Here is a 15878-nt window from a genome sequence, read left to right as displayed (position 1 = left end):
TCCAGGAGTGGCGCCTGTGGACTCCCTGTGGGAGTCCACAGGGCCGAGGTGTCAGAGAGTGAAGACGCGCCGCCTCAGCTGAGTCCCGAGCTGCCCGATTTCCGTGAGGAACCCGTCGTGGCCGATCTTCGCGTCGATCATGTGAACCGGGACATCGCCCGGCAGGGCGCGGGCGAGCTCCTCGCTCTGCTCCGGGAAGTAGAGCCGGTCCGAGGTGACGGCGGCCAGGAAGAACTCCGCCCTCGCGGACGAGAGTGCGCTCTGGACGCCTCCCCGTCCCCGCCCTACATCGTGGCTCATGAGGGCCTCGGTCAAGATCACATAGCTGTTCGCATCGAACCGCCCCACGAGCTTCTCGGCTTGGTGATCGAGGTAGCTCTCCACCTGATACCGACCGCGCGAGGCCGCTCCGTCGGGCGCATGGAACGGATTCTCGGACCCCTGGCCGCGGCGCCCGAACCGGAAGCCGAGCTCGGCCTCCGAACGGTAGCTGATGTGCGCAATCCTCCGGGCAAGGCCGAGGCCCGCCTCCGGGGGCGGTCCGCCGTAGTAGTCGCCGTCGCGGTAGTTCGGGTCCTGGCGGATGGCGAGGACCTGCGCCTGCGCGAGTGCGATCTGCTCGGCGGTGCTGTAGGCACCGACCGAGACCACGACGCAATGCCGCACCCGGTCGGGGTAGGTCGCCGCCCATTCGAGCGCTCGGGCTCCGCCCATCGAGCCGCCCACCACGGCGTGCCAGCGGCGGATACCGAGGCGGTCGGCGAGCCGGGCCTCAGCGCGTACCGAGTCGCGCATCGTGACGAAGGGGAAACGCGAGCCCCAAGGCCTTCCGTCGGGAGCGAACGACGCCGGGCCGGTGCTCCCGTAGCAGCCACCCAGCATGTTGGCCGAGACGACGAAGTACCTGTCCGTGTCGACCGGCTTGCCCGGTCCCACGAGCGCCTCCCACCAACCGGGTTCGGGCCCGCGGCCCGCGGCCACGTGGGTGTCGCCCGTGAGCGCGTGCTGGATGAGGACGGCGTTGGAGGCCTCCGCGTTGAGCGTGCCCCATGTCTCGTAGGCGAGCTCGACTTCTGGAAGGGCGCCGCCTGCCTCGAGCTGGAGGGCCCCGACAGCGACGGTGCGCAGTACGCCGTCGAGCGGTTCCTCGGTGCGAGGAGCAACTGCAGGGGCGTCAGCAGGGGCTGGCGTGGAGCGATCCACAACCGTCATTCGACCGGCTCGGCGACAGGTGTGCGGACCGCCCCCTCGGCGTTGACGGCAGCGGCGGCCGCGAAGCCCTCCTCCAGGTCGGCGAGGATGTCCGAGATGTTCTCGATGCCGACGGCGAGGCGCACGAGCCCGGGGGTCACACCTGCCGCGCGCTGCTGCTCCTCGGAGAGCTGCGCGTGGGTCGTCGACGCCGGGTGGATGACGAGCGAGCGGACGTCGCCGATGTTCGCCACGTGCGAATGGAGCGAGAGGGCGTCGACGAAGGCCTTCCCGGCCTCCGCCGGCGGGACATCGCTGCTCGCGAGTTCGAACGACACGATCGCGCCCTGGCCCTTCGGCGCGTACTTCTGCCCCAGCTCGTACCAGGGGCTCGATTCAAGGCCCGCATACGCCACCGAAGCCACGTCGTCGCGCGCCTCGAGCCACTGCGCCACCCTCGCGGCGTTCTCGACGTGCCGCTCGACCCGCAGGCTCAGGGTCTCGAGCCCCTGGGCGATGAGGAAGGCGTTGAACGGCGCCACCGCTGAGCCGAGGTCGCGGAGCAGCTGGACGCGGGCCTTGAGGATGTAGGCGAGGTTGGCGCCGAGGATCCCGTCGACGCCGAGATCGCGCGCGAACACAAGGCCGTTGTAGCTCTCGTCAGGGGTGTTGAAGCCGGGGAACCGGTCCGGCTCGTTCGAGTAGTCGAACGTGCCGCCGTCGACGATGACGCCCGCGATCGCGGTTCCGTGGCCGCCCAGGTACTTCGTCGCGGAGTGCACCACGACATCGGCTCCATGCTCGAGCGGGCGCAGGAGGTACGGGGTTGCGACGGTGTTGTCGACGATGAACGGCACACCCGCCTCGTGCGCGACCGCAGCGACTTCCTCGAGGTCCAGGACGTTCTGGCGGGGGTTCGAGATCGACTCCGCGAAGAACGCCTTGGTGTTCGGCCGGACGGCCGACCTCCACTCGTCGAGGCTGTCGGGGTCCTGGACGAAGGTCGTCTCGATCCCGAACTTGCGCAGCGTGAGCTTGAGCAGGTTGTAGGTGCCCCCGTAGAGGCTCGCGCTCGCGACCACGTGATCGCCTGAATCGGCCACGTTGAGGATCGCGTACGTCGTTGCGGCCTGCCCGGAGGCGAGCAGGAGCGCGCCGACCCCGCCCTCGAGGCTTGCGATGCGCTGCTCGACGGCGTCCTGGGTGGGGTTGCCGATGCGCGTGTAGATGGGCGCGAGCTCCGCGAGCGCGAAGCGGTTGGCCGCGCTCTCGGCGCTGGGGAAGACGAACGACGTCGTCTGGTAGATCGGCAGCGCCCGGGCGCCGGTCTCGGCGTCGGGGGTCTGGCCGACATGGATCTGACGGGTCTCGAACGACCACTCGGGGTTGCTGGACATAGCAATCTCCTTTGAGCTGCACTTGACCGGCGGCTCCCGCCGGACCAGGTCCTCACCCGGGGCACCCCACCGCAGCGGAGGGTTGCCGGCCAGCAAACCGGGGTTTGACGCTGGCACTCATGACCTGTTGCGAGTGTAGGAGGCCGCGGATTCGAGCGGACAAGTGTGTGACCGTGTGTGAAGCGCCGCACAGTGCCCAGCCCTCGAACGCCGTGCCCAGCCCTCGAACGCCGTGCCCAGCCCTCGAACGCCGCGTCTACCCCTCAAGCGCCCTGCCTAGCCCTCGAGAAGGCGGCGCCTGTGGCGCAGCTCCTTGACCCACGAGCGGGTCAGCGCGGGCCCGAAAGGCGAGGGGCCGCCGTCGTGCGCCTCGAGGGCCGCGAGGAGCGGCGCCGCCGCCCGCAGCGCTGTGTCGACGACGCCGACCCCGGCCCGTGGTGGGAGGCCGAGTTCGGCGGCCCATGCGAGGAAGTGGCGCCGGGAGATGCCCGTGCGCTTGCCTCCCAGCGGAAGGGCGAGCGACCGGTCGCCGTAGGGCACCGTGGAGGGGATGTCGTAGACGGGCGCGACCGTCCACTCCCCCGCTGCCATGAGCCCGCGGACGACCGAGACGTTCTTCGCGTGGAGGTCGCCGTTGCCGGTGAGCCAGGCGAACGCGGCCTGCAGCGAGAGGTTCCGGAGCGCGGGGAGCTGCGCCGCACAATGCGACGCGACCGCGCGGCAGAGCTCCTCGTAGCTCACGTTGTACTTGTCCGCGGGGTAGAGGCCGAGGAGCTGCGAGCCGTCCTCGACCGCGAGGCGGGCGTTGCCCCCGCCAAGCAGGACGGGGCGGTCGAAGCGCTCGACGAGGAGTCCCGAGCGCCCCTCGACATCGTGCACGATCCGGACCCGGCTCAGCGGCAGCCGCAGGCGTGCGGCAAAGCGGTACATGAGGTACTCGTTCTCGACGACGTGCGGGAATTCCGGTGCGTTGAGCTTGAGGATGTAGCGCCGCCCGGCCTCCGCAGCCGGAAGCGAGATCATCCCCGCACTCAGCTTGTCCTGGATGCCCGCGAGCGCCTTGGGGTCGACGAGCGTGGGGTCGTCGACGAGCGCGGCGAAGTCCGGTGGCTGCCGGGCATCGAACTCCACGGCGTGGTCGAGGTCGCGATCGTGGCCCGAGAGAGGTTCTCCGTGCGGCACGATCTGGACGTCCCCCACGGGGTCACCGCCCGCCGCCATGAGGAGCCCGAGCTCGTCGTCCGCGCTCGTCTTGACCGCCCGGCGGAGGGACGCGAGCCGGCGGCCCTCGGGCAGGAGCCCGGTGAAGAACGCGGGCACGGCTCCGGCCGGAGTCTCGACGGGGTGGGGGCTGAGCGGGAGGGTTGTCGCGACCGGATCCCGGTGCGCTGCGAGGTAGCCGGGCAGGTAGGAGAAACGGGTCCCGTGCTCGACGCGCTCAAGGCGGGCCGCGAGAACGCCTGCTTTGTAGACGTCTGCGATGCGGTGCCGGGTCACCTCGGCCTCCCGGCCCGACGGGGCACGACGTCCAGCTCGAGTCCGAGCGCCTCGAGCACCGCAGTCAGCGCATCGAGGCGGATGCTGGGCTTGCCCTGTTCGACGAAGCGCACGAAGCGTTCGGAGACTCCGGCGAGGTCGGCCAGGTCCTGCTGGGTGAGGGCCAGCGCACGACGACGCTCCCGCACCCGCATCGCGATCTCACCGCTCGCTTCGCTCATCCCGGCTCCTGCCCGCCTCCGACTGCTATTGCGTGCGCCAATTGCTTCGTGCGCCTAATTCTTCTTATTCGAGCGCTTCCCTATTTGAGCACCTCGGAACGATCGTTCCGGTCCTATAGTCCTCACAGTCCTCATTGTGAGTCAAGCCACCGTGGAACCTCGGGACCGGCACGTTCGTACCGCCAGCGCGCGTCCAGCGCGGTGCCGTGCCGCGCCTATCTGGTTGCCCTCGTCACTTCTGAGCGGTTCTTAGAACCGTCTTAGATGGGACAGGGCAGGATAGGGCCATGACCTCATACGACTTCGCGGGGCAGAGCGCCCCTGTGAACCGCACCCCGCGCAGCCGGCTGGCCACCCTGCCGAGCCTGCGCCACTGGATCATCACCCCCGTGGTGATCAGCGTCATCGTCCTGATCGGCGGCTTCGTCGCGAAGAGCTCTGCCATCACAGGCGCCGAGCTCTCGATCGACCAGTCGATGAGCACGGAGCACACGGGCCTGATCAACACCCTCTCCCTCGCCCTCGAGAAGATCCTTGGGCCGTCGGGCGCCGTCGTGATCCTCCTCGTGCTCATCGCATTCCTGTGGTTCGTCCGGCGGACGCCGATCGATGCCCTCGCGGTCGCATCGATCACGGGCTTCGGCTGGGTCTTCAGCCTCTTGTTCAAGTACGCCGTGCACCGGCAGCGTCCGGACGCGAGCCTCCTTGCCAACCCGATCTCGCCCGACATGGATCCCAACAGCTTCCCGAGCGGCCACGTGTGCTTTGCAGTGTCCCTCACGATCGCGCTCTACTTCCTGTTCCGGCACAAGCGCTGGGGCCAGTGGGTGCTCGTGGTGGGCATGGTCTTCTCCGGCCTCGTCGCCGTCTCCCGCGTCTACGTCGGGGTCCACTACCCCATCGACGTCATCGCGTCGTTCCCCGCGTCGATCGCAGGCATCCTCCTGTGGTGCGGTCTATGGAACCGCTTCGCTCCGTCCTTGCTCGCCCGCGTCCCATTCGTGACGCGCCTCGAGTACCGCTGACCTCCGAAAGAAGCTCCTGATGGATCCCACCTCCCTCCTCGTCGGTGCCGGCCCCTGGGTGCTCGGCGTCGTCGGCCTCATCGTCTTCATCGAATCCGGCCTCCTCTTCCCGTTCCTCCCCGGCGACTCGCTTCTCTTCACCGTGGGACTCCTGCACGCCCAGCTGGGCCTCTCGCTGCCCGTCCTCATCCTCGTGGTTGCGATCGCTGCCATCGCGGGAGACCAGGCGGGCTACATGCTCGGCAGGGTCGTCGGCAGACGATGGTTCAAAGAGGACGCAAGGATCCTCAAGCTCAGCCATCTCGAGAGCGCGGAATCGTTCTTCACCCGCTACGGCGGCCGCGCGCTCGTTCTGGCCCGCTTCGTGCCGATCGTGCGCACCTATACGCCGCTCGTAGCGGGCGCTGCCCGGTACCCGTACCGTAAGTTCCTCGGCTGGAACGTGCTCGGCGCCGTCGCCTGGGCGGTGTCCGTGACGCTGCTCGGCGTGTGGCTCGGCCACGTCGAGTTCATCAAGAACAACATCGACGTGCTCTCGGTTCTCATCGTGGTCGCCTCCGTCGTCCCGATCGGCATCGAGGCCCTGCGCCACCGTCGCGCAGCGAAGAACGCGCGCAACGCCCAGGCCGAACGGGCCGAGGACTCTTCTGCCGAGTTCGCCGGAGAGGCGGACTGACCTCGGCCCATGGGTGATGGGGTCGGAGACGGCATCCTTGGGAGAATGGCTCCCATGGACCTCCGACCCCGTGTGCTCCTCGTCGAGGACGACCGCCAGCTCGGCCCGCTCGTCGTGGAGCTCCTCGCCTCGGACTTCGAGGTCACCCTTGCGGCCGACGGCCGCGAGGGCCTCCGCCTCGCGACCGGCCAGGACTGGGAGGCGCTCGTCGTCGACCGCGGGCTCCCGCACGTCGACGGCGTGGACCTCGTGAAGGCGCTCCGGTCCAGGGGCATTGCCACGCCGGTGCTCATGCTCACGGCCCTCGGGACCGTTCCGGACAAGGTCGAGGGCCTCGATGCCGGCGCCGACGACTACCTCGTCAAGCCGTTCGACGCCGACGAGCTCACAGCCCGCATCAGGGCCATGACGCGGACCTACGCGCCGCCGGGCCCCGAACGCCTCGCGATCGGCTCATGGGAGCTCGACCCTGGGACCCGGATCCTCTCCTCGCCCTACGGTCATCGCGTCGAGCTCTCGGGCGCCGAAGCCACGCTGCTGACCGTGCTCGCGCGGGAGCCCGAGCGAGTCCACTCGCGCACCGAGCTCCTCGCCGTCGCGTTCGACGCGGGTGACACGCCCGGCGTTGTCGACACCTACGTCCATTACCTACGGAAGAAGACGGACAAGTCGGTGATCAGGACCGTCCACGGGATCGGATACCAGCTCGGCGGGCTCGAATGAGCTGGCGCCGCCCGCACCGCGCCCGGAACTCGGACGAAGTCGCGCTCCGCCGTGCCGCGCTCCGGGTGGGGGTGCAGATCGCGGGAGCGGTCGCCGTCGTCGTCGTGCTGCTGCTCGCGGGAGCCGCCGTGTTCCTGTGGGCCAAGTCGCAGCCGGCAGAGGTGCTCTCGCACCTCCAGCGTTCCGAGCCGCAGGTCGTGCTGGACATCGTCGACGTGCTCGGGATCCTCGTGGTCGGCGGGATCGCGGGCATCGTGCTCGGGGGCGTCGTCGGGGTCCTGAGCGCACGGAGGGCCGTCCGCCCGCTCGGCGAGGCGCTCGCCCTCCAGCGGAGGTTCGTCCAGGACGCAAGCCACGAGCTCCGGACGCCGCTAGCGGTCCTCGACACCCGCATCCAGCTCGCGCAGAAACGCCTCGGCCCCGACAGCGACGCTGCCGAGGTCCTCGCGGAGCTCCGGAGCGACTCCGCGTCCCTCGCCGCCGTCATCGAGGATCTCCTCCATGGCGTCGCCGGCTCCGGACCCGACCTCACCGAGAGCCCCACCGACCTCGCCGAGCTCGCCCGCACCGTCGTCGCCGACCTCGAGGTCATGGCCCTCGACCGTGGCATCAACCTCGCCGTCGAGGCGACCGATGAACCCGTACCCGTTGCGGTCGCGGCGCCCGCCGTCCGGCGCGTCATCGTCGCCCTTGCCGACAACGCGCTCAAGTACACGCCCGAGGGGGGTAGGGTCACGGTCAGCGTGCGGACCGCGACCGCTCAGGGGGCAACCGCGACGGGCCGGGGAACGATGGCGCTCCTCACGGTCGCCGACACCGGGCCCGGGATCTCCGGACCGAGCCCCGAGCGGGTCTTCGAGAGGTTCTCCCGCGGCGGCACGACGGCGCGGCTTGACGCGCGCCGTAGCTACGGAATCGGCCTCGCGCTCGTCCGGGAAATCGCCGTCCGGAACGGCGGATCGGTCAGGATTGCCGAAACCGGGGCAGGCGGGACCACGATGGAAGTGGCACTTCCGCTCGCGATTTCCAAGTAAGGCAACCCTAAGCTGAGAGCCCAGTCACAAAGTGCCAAGATGACTGCATGCGTATGGACCATGTTTCTTATGCCTGCGAGCCTGACGGCCTGGCCGCCACAACGGAGAGGATTGCCAGCGCACTCGGCGTCGAGGCGGTCAAGGGCGGCGTCCATCCTCGGTTCGGCACCCGCAACATGATCATCCCGCTCACGCGGCACCACTACCTCGAGGTCGTCGAAGTCCTCGATCACCCCGCCTCGGACAAGGCACCGTTCGGGCAGGCGGTCCGCGCCCGCTCCGCCGCCGGCGGCGGGTGGATGGGCTGGTGCGTCGAGGTCGAGGACCTCGCCCCCATCGAAGAGCGCCTCGGCCGCAAGGCCGTTCCGGGCAACCGCAAGTTCCCCGACGGTCGGGAACTCGTGTGGAAGCAGATCGGCATCCTCGGGCTCATCGCCGACCCTCAGGTCCCTTACATGCTCAAGTGGGAGGGCGACCCCGAGCTGCACCCCTCGAACGCGTACCCCGGAACGGTCGGAGTCACGATGCTCACGATCGCGGGCTCGGCGGAGAGGGTCACCGAGTGGCTCGGCGAGCCGGTCGAGAAACCGCTCGAGGACGTCGAGGTCGAGTGGGTCGCGCCGAAGGGCACCCCCGGCATCATGTCGGTCACCTTCGACACGGGCCAGGGCCTCGTCACCATCTGATTTGCGAAGCCTCACCCGAGGCCGATGGCCTTGCCCACGAGGCTGAAGCCGACGAACGCGAAGGTGTCGAGCAGCGCGTGGGCGATGACGAGCGGCATCACGCGGCCGTAGCGGCGGTACACCCAGCAGAACACGAGGCCCATCACGGCGTTGCCGAAGAAGGGTCCGATGCCCTGGTAGAGGTGGTAGCTCCCCCGCAGGATCGAACTCGCGACGGCCGCCGCCCGCGGGCCCCATCCGAGCTTCCGGAGCCACCCGAGCATGAAGCCGACGACGATCGTCTCCTCGAGCAGCGCGTGCCGCACCGCGGAGAGGATGAGCACTGGGACGGTCCACCAGTACTGGTCGAGCCCGCTCGGGATGATCGAGGTCGTGATGCCCAGCAGCCGGCCAGCCCAGTAGAGGCCGAGCGACGGGATGCCCATGGCAAGGAACAGCGCCACCCCGTAGAGGACATCGCGTCCCGGCCTGCGCAGATCGAGGCCGAGGCGCCTGAAGGGGAGCCGCCAGCCTCCGCGCCCCGCGGCCTCCCACACGAAGTACAGTGCGAGCGCGACCGGCATGAGGGAGAACACGATGTCGAGCAGCTGGTAGACCAGATCGAAGTACTCACGCGGGCTGAGCGTCGTGTTGAGCGTCGACTTTCCCTGCGCGAGCGGTGCCTGCGTCGCCTTGTCGAGGAGCTGAACCACCGAGTACACCGCGGACTGTCCGAGCGAGAGCCCCAGGACGATGAGCAGCTGGGCGCGCCAGCGCGTGCGATGGGCGGAACGGACGACGGCGGGTGCATCGGGCATGCATCCATCCTGCCCTAGGCCGAGCCTCGATGAGCGCGCCGCCGCAGATCATCATGGTCCGGCACGACCATCAGCACGGCCATTGCGGCGGGGATTGGAGCGGCCATTGGCGGGGCCCTTCGGCCGGGAACCAGGCCGCGGGCCTTCAGCGCACGCGCTTGCCGGCCCGCCACACGGCGTAGGTGAGGGGCATGCCCGGCCGGTACGCGAGGTGCGTCGCCGACGGCGCGTCGAGGAGCTGGAGATCGGCGCGGTGGCCGACGGCGATCGAGCCGACGGCGCGCTGGCCGTCCTCGTCGCGTCCCATGTGACGCCGGAGCGCGAGCGCACCCCCGAACGTTGCCGCCCGGACTGCTTCCTGAACACTCAGGCCCATCTGGAGCACGGCCGTCGTGACGCAGAACGCGATCGAGCTCGTGTAGCTCGTGCCGGGGTTGCAGTTCGAGGCGATCGCGACCTCGACACCGGCGTCCAGGAGCCGACGCGCCGGGGCCAGCGGGGCGCGGGTCGAGAGGTCGCAAGCGGGCAGAACGGTGGCCACGGTACCCGCGCCGGCTGCTGAGCCCGGACCCGCCCAATCGCTCCAAGTGCGGGCCAGCGCAACGACGTCGGCGTCGTCGACGAAGTTCACGTGGTCCACGCTCGCGGCACCGACCTCGACCGCGAGGCGCACGCCAGCGCCGGGGCCGAGCTGGTTCCCGTGCACCCGAAGACCGAGCCCGGCATCCCGGCACGCCACGAGAACGCGGCGCGACTGCTCCTCGGTGAACGCACCCCGCTCGCAGAACACGTCCGCCCAGCGGACGTACGGCCGCACGGCGTCGAGCATCTCCGTGCACACGAGCTCTGTGTACTCGTCCGGGTCGGCGCCGGCGGGAACAAGGTGCGCCCCGAGGTACGTCACCTCGTCCGCGACCTCCGCCGCGAGCTCCGCGCTCCGGCGCTCGTTCGGAACGTCGAGGCCGTACCCGGTCTTCGTCTCGAGATACGTCGTCCCTCCCGCGGCCGCCTCCCTGATGCGTGCCGCGAGCAGGCCGCGGAGCTCGTCGTCGGACGCCTCCCGCGTTGCCGCCGTCGTCACCCCGATGCCGCCGGCGGCATACGCCTCGCCGGCCATCCGCGCCTCGAACTCGGCCGTGCGGTCGCCCGCGAAGACGAGATGGCTGTGCGAGTCCACCCAGCCGGGGAGAGCGGCGCGGCCCCCGGCGTCGTACCTGTCGTCGGCGGCAGGTGCCGACGACGACGGCCCCACCCAGGCGATCCGCTCCCCCTCGAGCACGACGGCGGCACCCCGGATCACGCTCGCCGCGGCGGACGCGGCGGTGCCGTCCTCCCAATGCTGGGTCGAGAGCTCGCCGATGTTGTCTACAAGGAGGGTCGTCGCACTGCTCATGCAGCCATCCTCTAGCGGCGCACCGACAGCCGATGCGGATCGAGGGCGCGCTCCGTCTCGGATACCGGATGCGCACCCGTCCGGATCGCGTCGGGCCCGGCGAGCAGCTGCTCTGCAGCGTGGTCGGCCATCGCAGCGGAGGTCTGGAATCCGTACCCGCCCTGCCCGGCGAGCCAGAAGAATCCCGGCGCTTCCGGGTCGAACCCGAGAACGGGAACCCCATCGGGCGCAGCCGTGCGCAGGCCGGTCCAGGCCCGGACGATACCTGTCACCGGCAAGTCCGCGATCTGCCGGATGAGGCGGATTGTGCGCTCCACGTCACCGGGGCGGGGCATTGCGTCCTCGGCCCGGCTCGGCTCGGTCTCGGAGGGCGAGACAAGGGCTCCGGCCGCGTCCGGGCGGAAGTACCAAGTGTCGTCGGCCGCTGCGACCATCGGCGACTCAGGGTCGAGCGGCTCGGCGAGCGAGACGAGCGCCGCCGTGCGCCGGTACGGCTGGAGGCCGAGGCGCTCGACGCCGAAGACCACCGCGAGGTCGTCCGCCCAGGCACCTGCCGCGTCCACGACGCTTGCCGCGTGGAAGGCCTCTGAACCCGCGCCCACGAGCCAACCGTCGCCGACGCGCTGGGCGGTGTGGACGCCGCTCCCCAAGTGGATCGCGACGCCGCCCTGCCGGGCCCGCCCCTCATGATGTGCAAGCAGCGCCGGAGCGTCTGTGCGGACCGAATCGTTGTCGAGTGCGGCCGCCTCGAAGGAGCCCTCGCGCAGGACGGGCGAGAGCGCCCTTGCCTCCCCGGGCTCGAGGTGACGCATGCCCGCATGGGCTTCGGCGGCCACGTCGCCTCTCCGGCCCACCAGCATGAAGCGGCTGGGCCACGCGAGGCGCCTGCCCTCGTCGTCGAGGGCGTTGCGGAGCGTCACGAGCGTGCGCCGTGTGAGGTCTTGGACGGGGGTCGGCCCGTAGCTGGGGATGAGCTGCTGAGCCGAGCGCGCGGACGTGTGATAGGCGAGGCTCTGCTCCGCCTCCACAAGCGCCACTCGGCACTGCCCCGCCAGCCGTGCCGCTAGCGAAAGGCCGGCGATGCCGCCGCCGACGATGAGGACATCTACGTCATTGGTGCTGTCCAGGGAGGCCATGCGGCCCACGATACCGCCCGAGTTCGGTGCTTTCCCGCCCCTTCGGAATTCAGCGCTGCGACAGTTCCCTGTCCCCCTCCACCGCCGAGCGTGCGGCGACGAACGCGGCCACCGCCGTTTCGACGTCGTCCGCGGTGTGCGCGGCCGAGAGCTGGACACGGATCCGGGCCTTGCCCTTCGGCACCACGGGGTACGAGAACGCCGTGACGTACACGCCGTGGGCGAGCATCCCCCGGGCGATCTGGCCGGCCACCGCGGCGTCGCCGAACATCACCGGAACGATCGCATGCTCCCCGGGAAGCAGCTCGAAGCCCTCCTCGGACATGCGGCGCCGGAAGTGCGCGGCGTTCTCGAACAGCTTGGACCGCAGCTCTGCCGAGCCTGCCACGAGGTCGAGCGCCCGCATCGTCGCGGCCACGATCATCGGCGCGAGCGAGTTGGAGAACAGGTAGGGCCGGGCCTTCTGCCGCAGCGTTGCGACGATCTCTGCCCTGCCCGAGACGTAGCCGCCGGACGCGCCTCCGAGGGCCTTGCCGAAGGTGCCCGTGTAGATGTCGATCCGGTCCGAGACCCCCGCATGTTCGGGCGTCCCAGCGCCGGTCTCGCCCATGAACCCGACCGCGTGGGAGTCGTCGACCATGACCATCGCTCCGAACCGCTCAGCGAGGTCGCAGATCTCGCGCAGCGGCGCAAGGTAGCCGTCCATCGAGAAGACGCCATCGGTGACGACGAGGATGCGCCGGGCGCCGACGCCGTCGTTCGCCGTTGTGGCCTCGCGGAGGCGGCTCTCCAGCTCGCGCATGTCCCGGTTCGCGTAGCGGAGCCGAGTCGCCTTGCAGAGCCGGATCCCGTCGATGATGGAGGCGTGGTTGAGCGCGTCGGAGATGACCACGTCCTCGGGGCCGAGAAGCGCCTCGAACACGCCGCCGTTGGCGTCGAAGCAGCTCGAGAAGAGGATCGTGTCCTCGGTGCCGAGGAACTCCGAGACCCGTCGCTCGAGCGCGAGATGCGCGTCCTGGGTGCCGCAGATGAAGCGGACCGAGGCCATGCCGAAGCCGCGCTCGTCCAGCGCGTTCTTGGCAGCCTCGATGAGGTCCGGATGGTCAGCGAGCCCGAGGTAGTTGTTGGCGCAGAAGTTCAGCACCTCCCCCGCGGGGGCATCCAGCGGACCGGCCTGGATGTGGGCCGACTGCGGCGAATCGATGTGCCGCTCCTCCTTGAACGTCCCCGCCGCGCGGATCTCGGCCAGCTCCGCTTCCAGCTGTTCCTTCACTCCTGCGAACATGTAGTGCCCTCTTCCCTCTCTCCCACGCGCTGCCTGGCCTAGACGCCCGACCAGTCCAGCACCACTTTGCCGCCACTGCCAGATCGGGCGATGGCGAAGCCCTCCTCCCAGCGCGATGCCGGGAGGACGTCCGTGACGACGGCGGCGACGTTGCGGTGCAGGACCGGATTCGACGAGAGCATGGCGCTCATCGCGTACCACGTCTCGAACATCTCGCGCCCGTAGATGCCCTTGAGTGTGAGCATGTGCGTCACGACCTTGCCCCAGTCGATCTCGGCTGCCTGGGCCGGCAGACCGAGCAGGGCGATCCGGCCGCCGTGGTTCATGTTCTCGATCATTCCCTGCAGGGCGGCCGGGCGGCCCGACATCTCGAAGCCCACGTCGAAGCCCTCCCGCATCCCGAGTTCACGCTGGGCCTCGCGCACGCTCATGTTCGAGACGTCGACGGCGAGATCCGCACCCATCTCGCGTGCGAGCTCGAGCCGGCGCCGCGAGACGTCGGTGATGGCGATCTTCCTCGCGCCCGCGTGCCGGGCGATCGAGATGGCCATGAGACCGATCGGGCCCGCTCCCGTGATGAGGACATCCTCGCCGACGAGCGGAAAGCTCAATGCCGTGTGGGTCGCATTTCCGAAAGGATCGAAGATCGCGCCGAGCTCTGGCGTGACCGAAGGATCGTGGTGGACCCAGACGTTCGTCTCGGGGATGACGACGTACTCGGCGAACGCACCGTCGCGCTGGACTCCGACGCTTGAGACGTGGATGCACATCTGGCGGCGTCCCGCACGGCAGTTGCGGCATACGCCGCACACAATGTGCCCCTCGCCGGACACTCGGTCGCCCGGCCGCACATCGCGAACGTCCTCCCCGACCTCGACGACTTCGCCGTAGAACTCGTGGCCGGGGATGAGCGGGGCCGCGCTCATGGACTGCGCCGTCGCGTCCCAGGACTGGAGGTGAAGGTCCGTCCCGCAGATGCCTGTCGCGAGCACGCGGATCTTGACATCCGCCGGGCCGGCTTCCGGCTCGGGGCGCTCGACGAACTCGAAGCCCGCCTGCGGGCCCGGCTTGAACAGGGCTTTCATGAGGCCATTCAAGGGCAGCTGATGGCTTAGAACAACAGTGCGTGTCTCATGGGACCAATTAGGTTTCCTTCACCTTTGGACTACCGTGACGCTTCCGCGGATGTCGGCTGGCAACAAGTGGAGACCGCAGAGCAGCCTTATGACCCTATGTGTCGCCCATTCCGACCCGCATCCATCGGCCTCGGACACAAACGTTCCTCCTGCAGCCCGGACAAGTGGATACAAGTAGAGCTGAGATGCCTACTCTCTGTTCGTGACCAGCCCGGCCACAGCATCTGTTGAGAGGAGCCAGTCATGGCCACACGCATTTCCCCCAAATCGATTGCTGCAGCAACCGCGATCAGCGCCATCGGGCTTTCGGTCGGAAGCATAGGAGCGATGTACATCGCCGGGATGTTCGGCCTCTCGATCGCGTTTGCCACTCAGATTGTGGACGCAGTCACAGTGGGCGGTTGGGTACTCGCCGTCGTTATGGGACTTCTTTCGGGAGGCACGGCAGCAGTGGTCATCGGGACTGCACGGTGGGCGATCTCTGCCCTGGGCCGTAGAGCAGCTGCGGCCTAACCGGCCAGGACATGCACAATGAGCGCTCGGGAGAACGCGTGTCCATCGTTTGTCTTCGCACTCGCACTCTCCCTGGCGCTTCTGTTTGCGGGCCTTACGATCGGCTTCCAAGCGGACATCGGGGCAGACGGAAGGGGCGACGGCAGTACGAGACCCACGTGGTGGGACGCCTTCATCGGGGTTATCACCGTAAACGGGCCGGCCATCGCCCTCCTCTACAGCGGGACTCTGACGCTTGGTTTGGCCACCCTGATCGCATGGCCAATCCTTGCGATCTATATCGGGGCAACGCTCCGTGCGAGCGTGAATCTGCTTGGGCCAGATAGAGTATTCGGCGCAATTTGGGTTTATGCGCCGCTCGAATTCATTGCGATGGTTCTCAGCGCCTCTGCGGGCCTCCTACCGCTTCTCTCCGGATTGATGGCTGCATTGTCGCTGCGTTCAGAGCAGCAGCCTATCCGCGCTTATCTGGGAAGCGCTCGGAGTACGCTTCGAATCCTTGCCGTAGCCATGTGTCTGACAGTGACAGCTGCATCGATTGAAGCCACTGTCATCGCACTAAATCCCGTGCTCGACGGAGGAAGCCAACAGTGACAAATATGCCCTCGCTCAAGACAGACCCGGACGGTCTGCATGAACACCCGAAGCGCAGCACGTCCGCGGTGTTGTGGACGGCGGCGGTGCTCGCGACCGGCGCCTTCTTGTGGGTCCGGACGCAGCAGCTCCACCCCCTGATTGTCGAACGAGTCCACAAGGCACCGGAACTCTCGCATGTCACAAACGAAGGAGTTCTCGAGCTGTCTGTGGGGATTGGCTCCTTCCTTGCGTTCGTGCTGTCGATCGCCTTGGCAGCCATCTACTTCTCCCTTGCATCGGTCCTCGAGACCCGCGTGCTTCCGGGGGTACGCGGTGCTCTTGGAAATCTCACCATAGGAGTGCTCGGGACCTCGTCAATCGTCTCGCTGGTCGGCCTGCAGGCTGTCGCTTCGTTCGGTCAGCTCGTTTCCATCAAGGGCCAGTGGTACAGCTTCGCCTTCGTCGCACTAGTAGGCGTCACAGCCCCATTCCTGTTCACAGCGTGCTGGGACAAGCGGCCCGCACTCGCCCGGTTGCTGACCTTCGGACTCTCGCTCGGCATTGCCGCGGGCTCATTGCTCTTCTGAGGATC

At 68.7% G+C, this 15878-nt stretch carries 17 protein-coding genes and 1 riboswitch; of the genes, 8 read left to right on the top strand and 9 right to left on the bottom strand.

What is annotated here, in order from left to right:
- Positions 1-51: 51 nt before the first annotated feature.
- The 4 genes from metX to E6A21_RS08470 form a co-directional block, all read right to left on the bottom strand.
- Positions 52-1212 carry a homoserine O-acetyltransferase MetX gene (metX, locus tag E6A21_RS08485; RefSeq protein WP_138443713.1) on the bottom strand — a complete coding sequence of 387 codons (1161 nt, stop codon included), beginning with the start codon at positions 1210-1212 and terminating at the stop codon, positions 52-54.
- The gene (locus E6A21_RS08480; protein WP_138443712.1) at positions 1209-2588 is read right to left on the bottom strand and encodes a bifunctional o-acetylhomoserine/o-acetylserine sulfhydrylase; all 1380 of its coding nucleotides are present in this window, start codon (positions 2586-2588) and stop codon (positions 1209-1211) included. Before E6A21_RS08480 ends, metX begins: the two co-directional genes overlap by 4 nt.
- 13 nt (positions 2589-2601) lie before the next feature.
- Positions 2602-2713, bottom strand: a riboswitch (SAM riboswitch).
- A gap of 151 nt (positions 2714-2864) precedes the next feature.
- The gene (locus E6A21_RS08475; RefSeq protein ID WP_138443711.1) at positions 2865-4085 is read right to left on the bottom strand and encodes a type II toxin-antitoxin system HipA family toxin; all 1221 of its coding nucleotides are present in this window, start codon (positions 4083-4085) and stop codon (positions 2865-2867) included.
- On the bottom strand, positions 4082-4306 hold the full coding sequence (locus tag E6A21_RS08470) for a helix-turn-helix transcriptional regulator (protein WP_138443710.1): 225 nt from the start codon (positions 4304-4306) through the stop codon (positions 4082-4084). The genes E6A21_RS08475 and E6A21_RS08470 overlap by 4 nt, the downstream gene beginning before the upstream one ends.
- 287 nt (positions 4307-4593) lie before the next feature.
- Between E6A21_RS08470 and E6A21_RS08465 the strand changes: the two genes are divergently transcribed.
- Genes E6A21_RS08465 through E6A21_RS08445 form a run of 5 tightly spaced genes read left to right on the top strand, consistent with a single transcriptional unit; the run spans position 4594 to position 8450 of the window.
- Positions 4594-5331, top strand: a complete 738-nt coding sequence (locus E6A21_RS08465) for a phosphatase PAP2 family protein (RefSeq protein WP_138443709.1) — start codon at positions 4594-4596, stop codon at positions 5329-5331.
- Between the two features lie 19 nt (positions 5332-5350).
- The gene (locus tag E6A21_RS08460; RefSeq protein ID WP_138443708.1) at positions 5351-6007 is read left to right on the top strand and encodes a DedA family protein; all 657 of its coding nucleotides are present in this window, start codon (positions 5351-5353) and stop codon (positions 6005-6007) included.
- Positions 6008-6061: 54 nt separating this feature from the next.
- Positions 6062-6730: a response regulator transcription factor gene (locus E6A21_RS08455; RefSeq protein ID WP_342777848.1), complete on the top strand. Its 669-nt coding sequence runs from the start codon at positions 6062-6064 to the stop codon at positions 6728-6730.
- Entirely contained in the window at positions 6727-7764 is a 1038-nt protein-coding gene (locus tag E6A21_RS08450) for a sensor histidine kinase (protein WP_138443706.1), read from the top strand. Before E6A21_RS08455 ends, E6A21_RS08450 begins: the two co-directional genes overlap by 4 nt.
- A 47-nt stretch (positions 7765-7811) precedes the next feature.
- Positions 7812-8450, top strand: a complete 639-nt coding sequence (locus E6A21_RS08445; protein ID WP_138443705.1) for a VOC family protein — start codon at positions 7812-7814, stop codon at positions 8448-8450.
- An 11-nt stretch (positions 8451-8461) separates the two neighbouring features.
- Here the strand turns inward: E6A21_RS08445 and E6A21_RS08440 are convergent, their stop codons facing one another.
- From E6A21_RS08440 to tdh, 5 genes are all read right to left on the bottom strand, one after another.
- Complete coding sequence (locus tag E6A21_RS08440) at positions 8462-9247, bottom strand: CPBP family intramembrane glutamic endopeptidase (protein ID WP_138443704.1); 786 nt, start codon at positions 9245-9247, stop codon at positions 8462-8464.
- 145 nt (positions 9248-9392) lie between these two features.
- Entirely contained in the window at positions 9393-10640 is a 1248-nt protein-coding gene (locus E6A21_RS08435; RefSeq protein WP_138443703.1) for an amidohydrolase family protein, read from the bottom strand.
- A gap of 11 nt (positions 10641-10651) precedes the next feature.
- Positions 10652-11776: an NAD(P)/FAD-dependent oxidoreductase gene (locus E6A21_RS08430; RefSeq protein WP_138443702.1), complete on the bottom strand. Its 1125-nt coding sequence runs from the start codon at positions 11774-11776 to the stop codon at positions 10652-10654.
- 49 nt (positions 11777-11825) lie between these two features.
- Entirely contained in the window at positions 11826-13061 is a 1236-nt protein-coding gene (locus E6A21_RS08425) for a glycine C-acetyltransferase (protein WP_138443701.1), read from the bottom strand.
- Between the two features lie 38 nt (positions 13062-13099).
- Positions 13100-14146, bottom strand: coding sequence for an L-threonine 3-dehydrogenase (gene tdh / locus E6A21_RS08420; protein ID WP_138443700.1), 1047 nt, complete (start codon positions 14144-14146; stop codon positions 13100-13102).
- A gap of 294 nt (positions 14147-14440) precedes the next feature.
- Here tdh and E6A21_RS08415 point away from each other — a divergent pair, with 294 nt between their 5' ends.
- The 3 genes from E6A21_RS08415 to E6A21_RS08405 are packed head-to-tail and all read left to right on the top strand — an operon-like array spanning position 14441 to position 15873.
- Positions 14441-14710 carry a hypothetical protein gene (locus tag E6A21_RS08415; RefSeq protein ID WP_212745892.1) on the top strand — a complete coding sequence of 90 codons (270 nt, stop codon included), beginning with the start codon at positions 14441-14443 and terminating at the stop codon, positions 14708-14710.
- A gap of 18 nt (positions 14711-14728) precedes the next feature.
- Positions 14729-15304, top strand: a complete 576-nt coding sequence (locus tag E6A21_RS08410) for a stage II sporulation protein M (protein ID WP_138443699.1) — start codon at positions 14729-14731, stop codon at positions 15302-15304.
- Complete coding sequence (locus tag E6A21_RS08405; RefSeq protein ID WP_138443698.1) at positions 15301-15873, top strand: hypothetical protein; 573 nt, start codon at positions 15301-15303, stop codon at positions 15871-15873. The genes E6A21_RS08410 and E6A21_RS08405 overlap by 4 nt, the downstream gene beginning before the upstream one ends.
- The last annotated feature ends 5 nt before the right edge of the window (positions 15874-15878 follow it).

It is taken from the genome of Sinomonas susongensis (genome assembly GCF_005877005.1).
GTDB classification, from domain to species: domain Bacteria; phylum Actinomycetota; class Actinomycetes; order Actinomycetales; family Micrococcaceae; genus Sinomonas; species Sinomonas susongensis.
The sequence above is the reverse complement of the archived record's forward strand: the minus strand, read 5'-3'. Positions and strand labels throughout refer to the sequence as shown.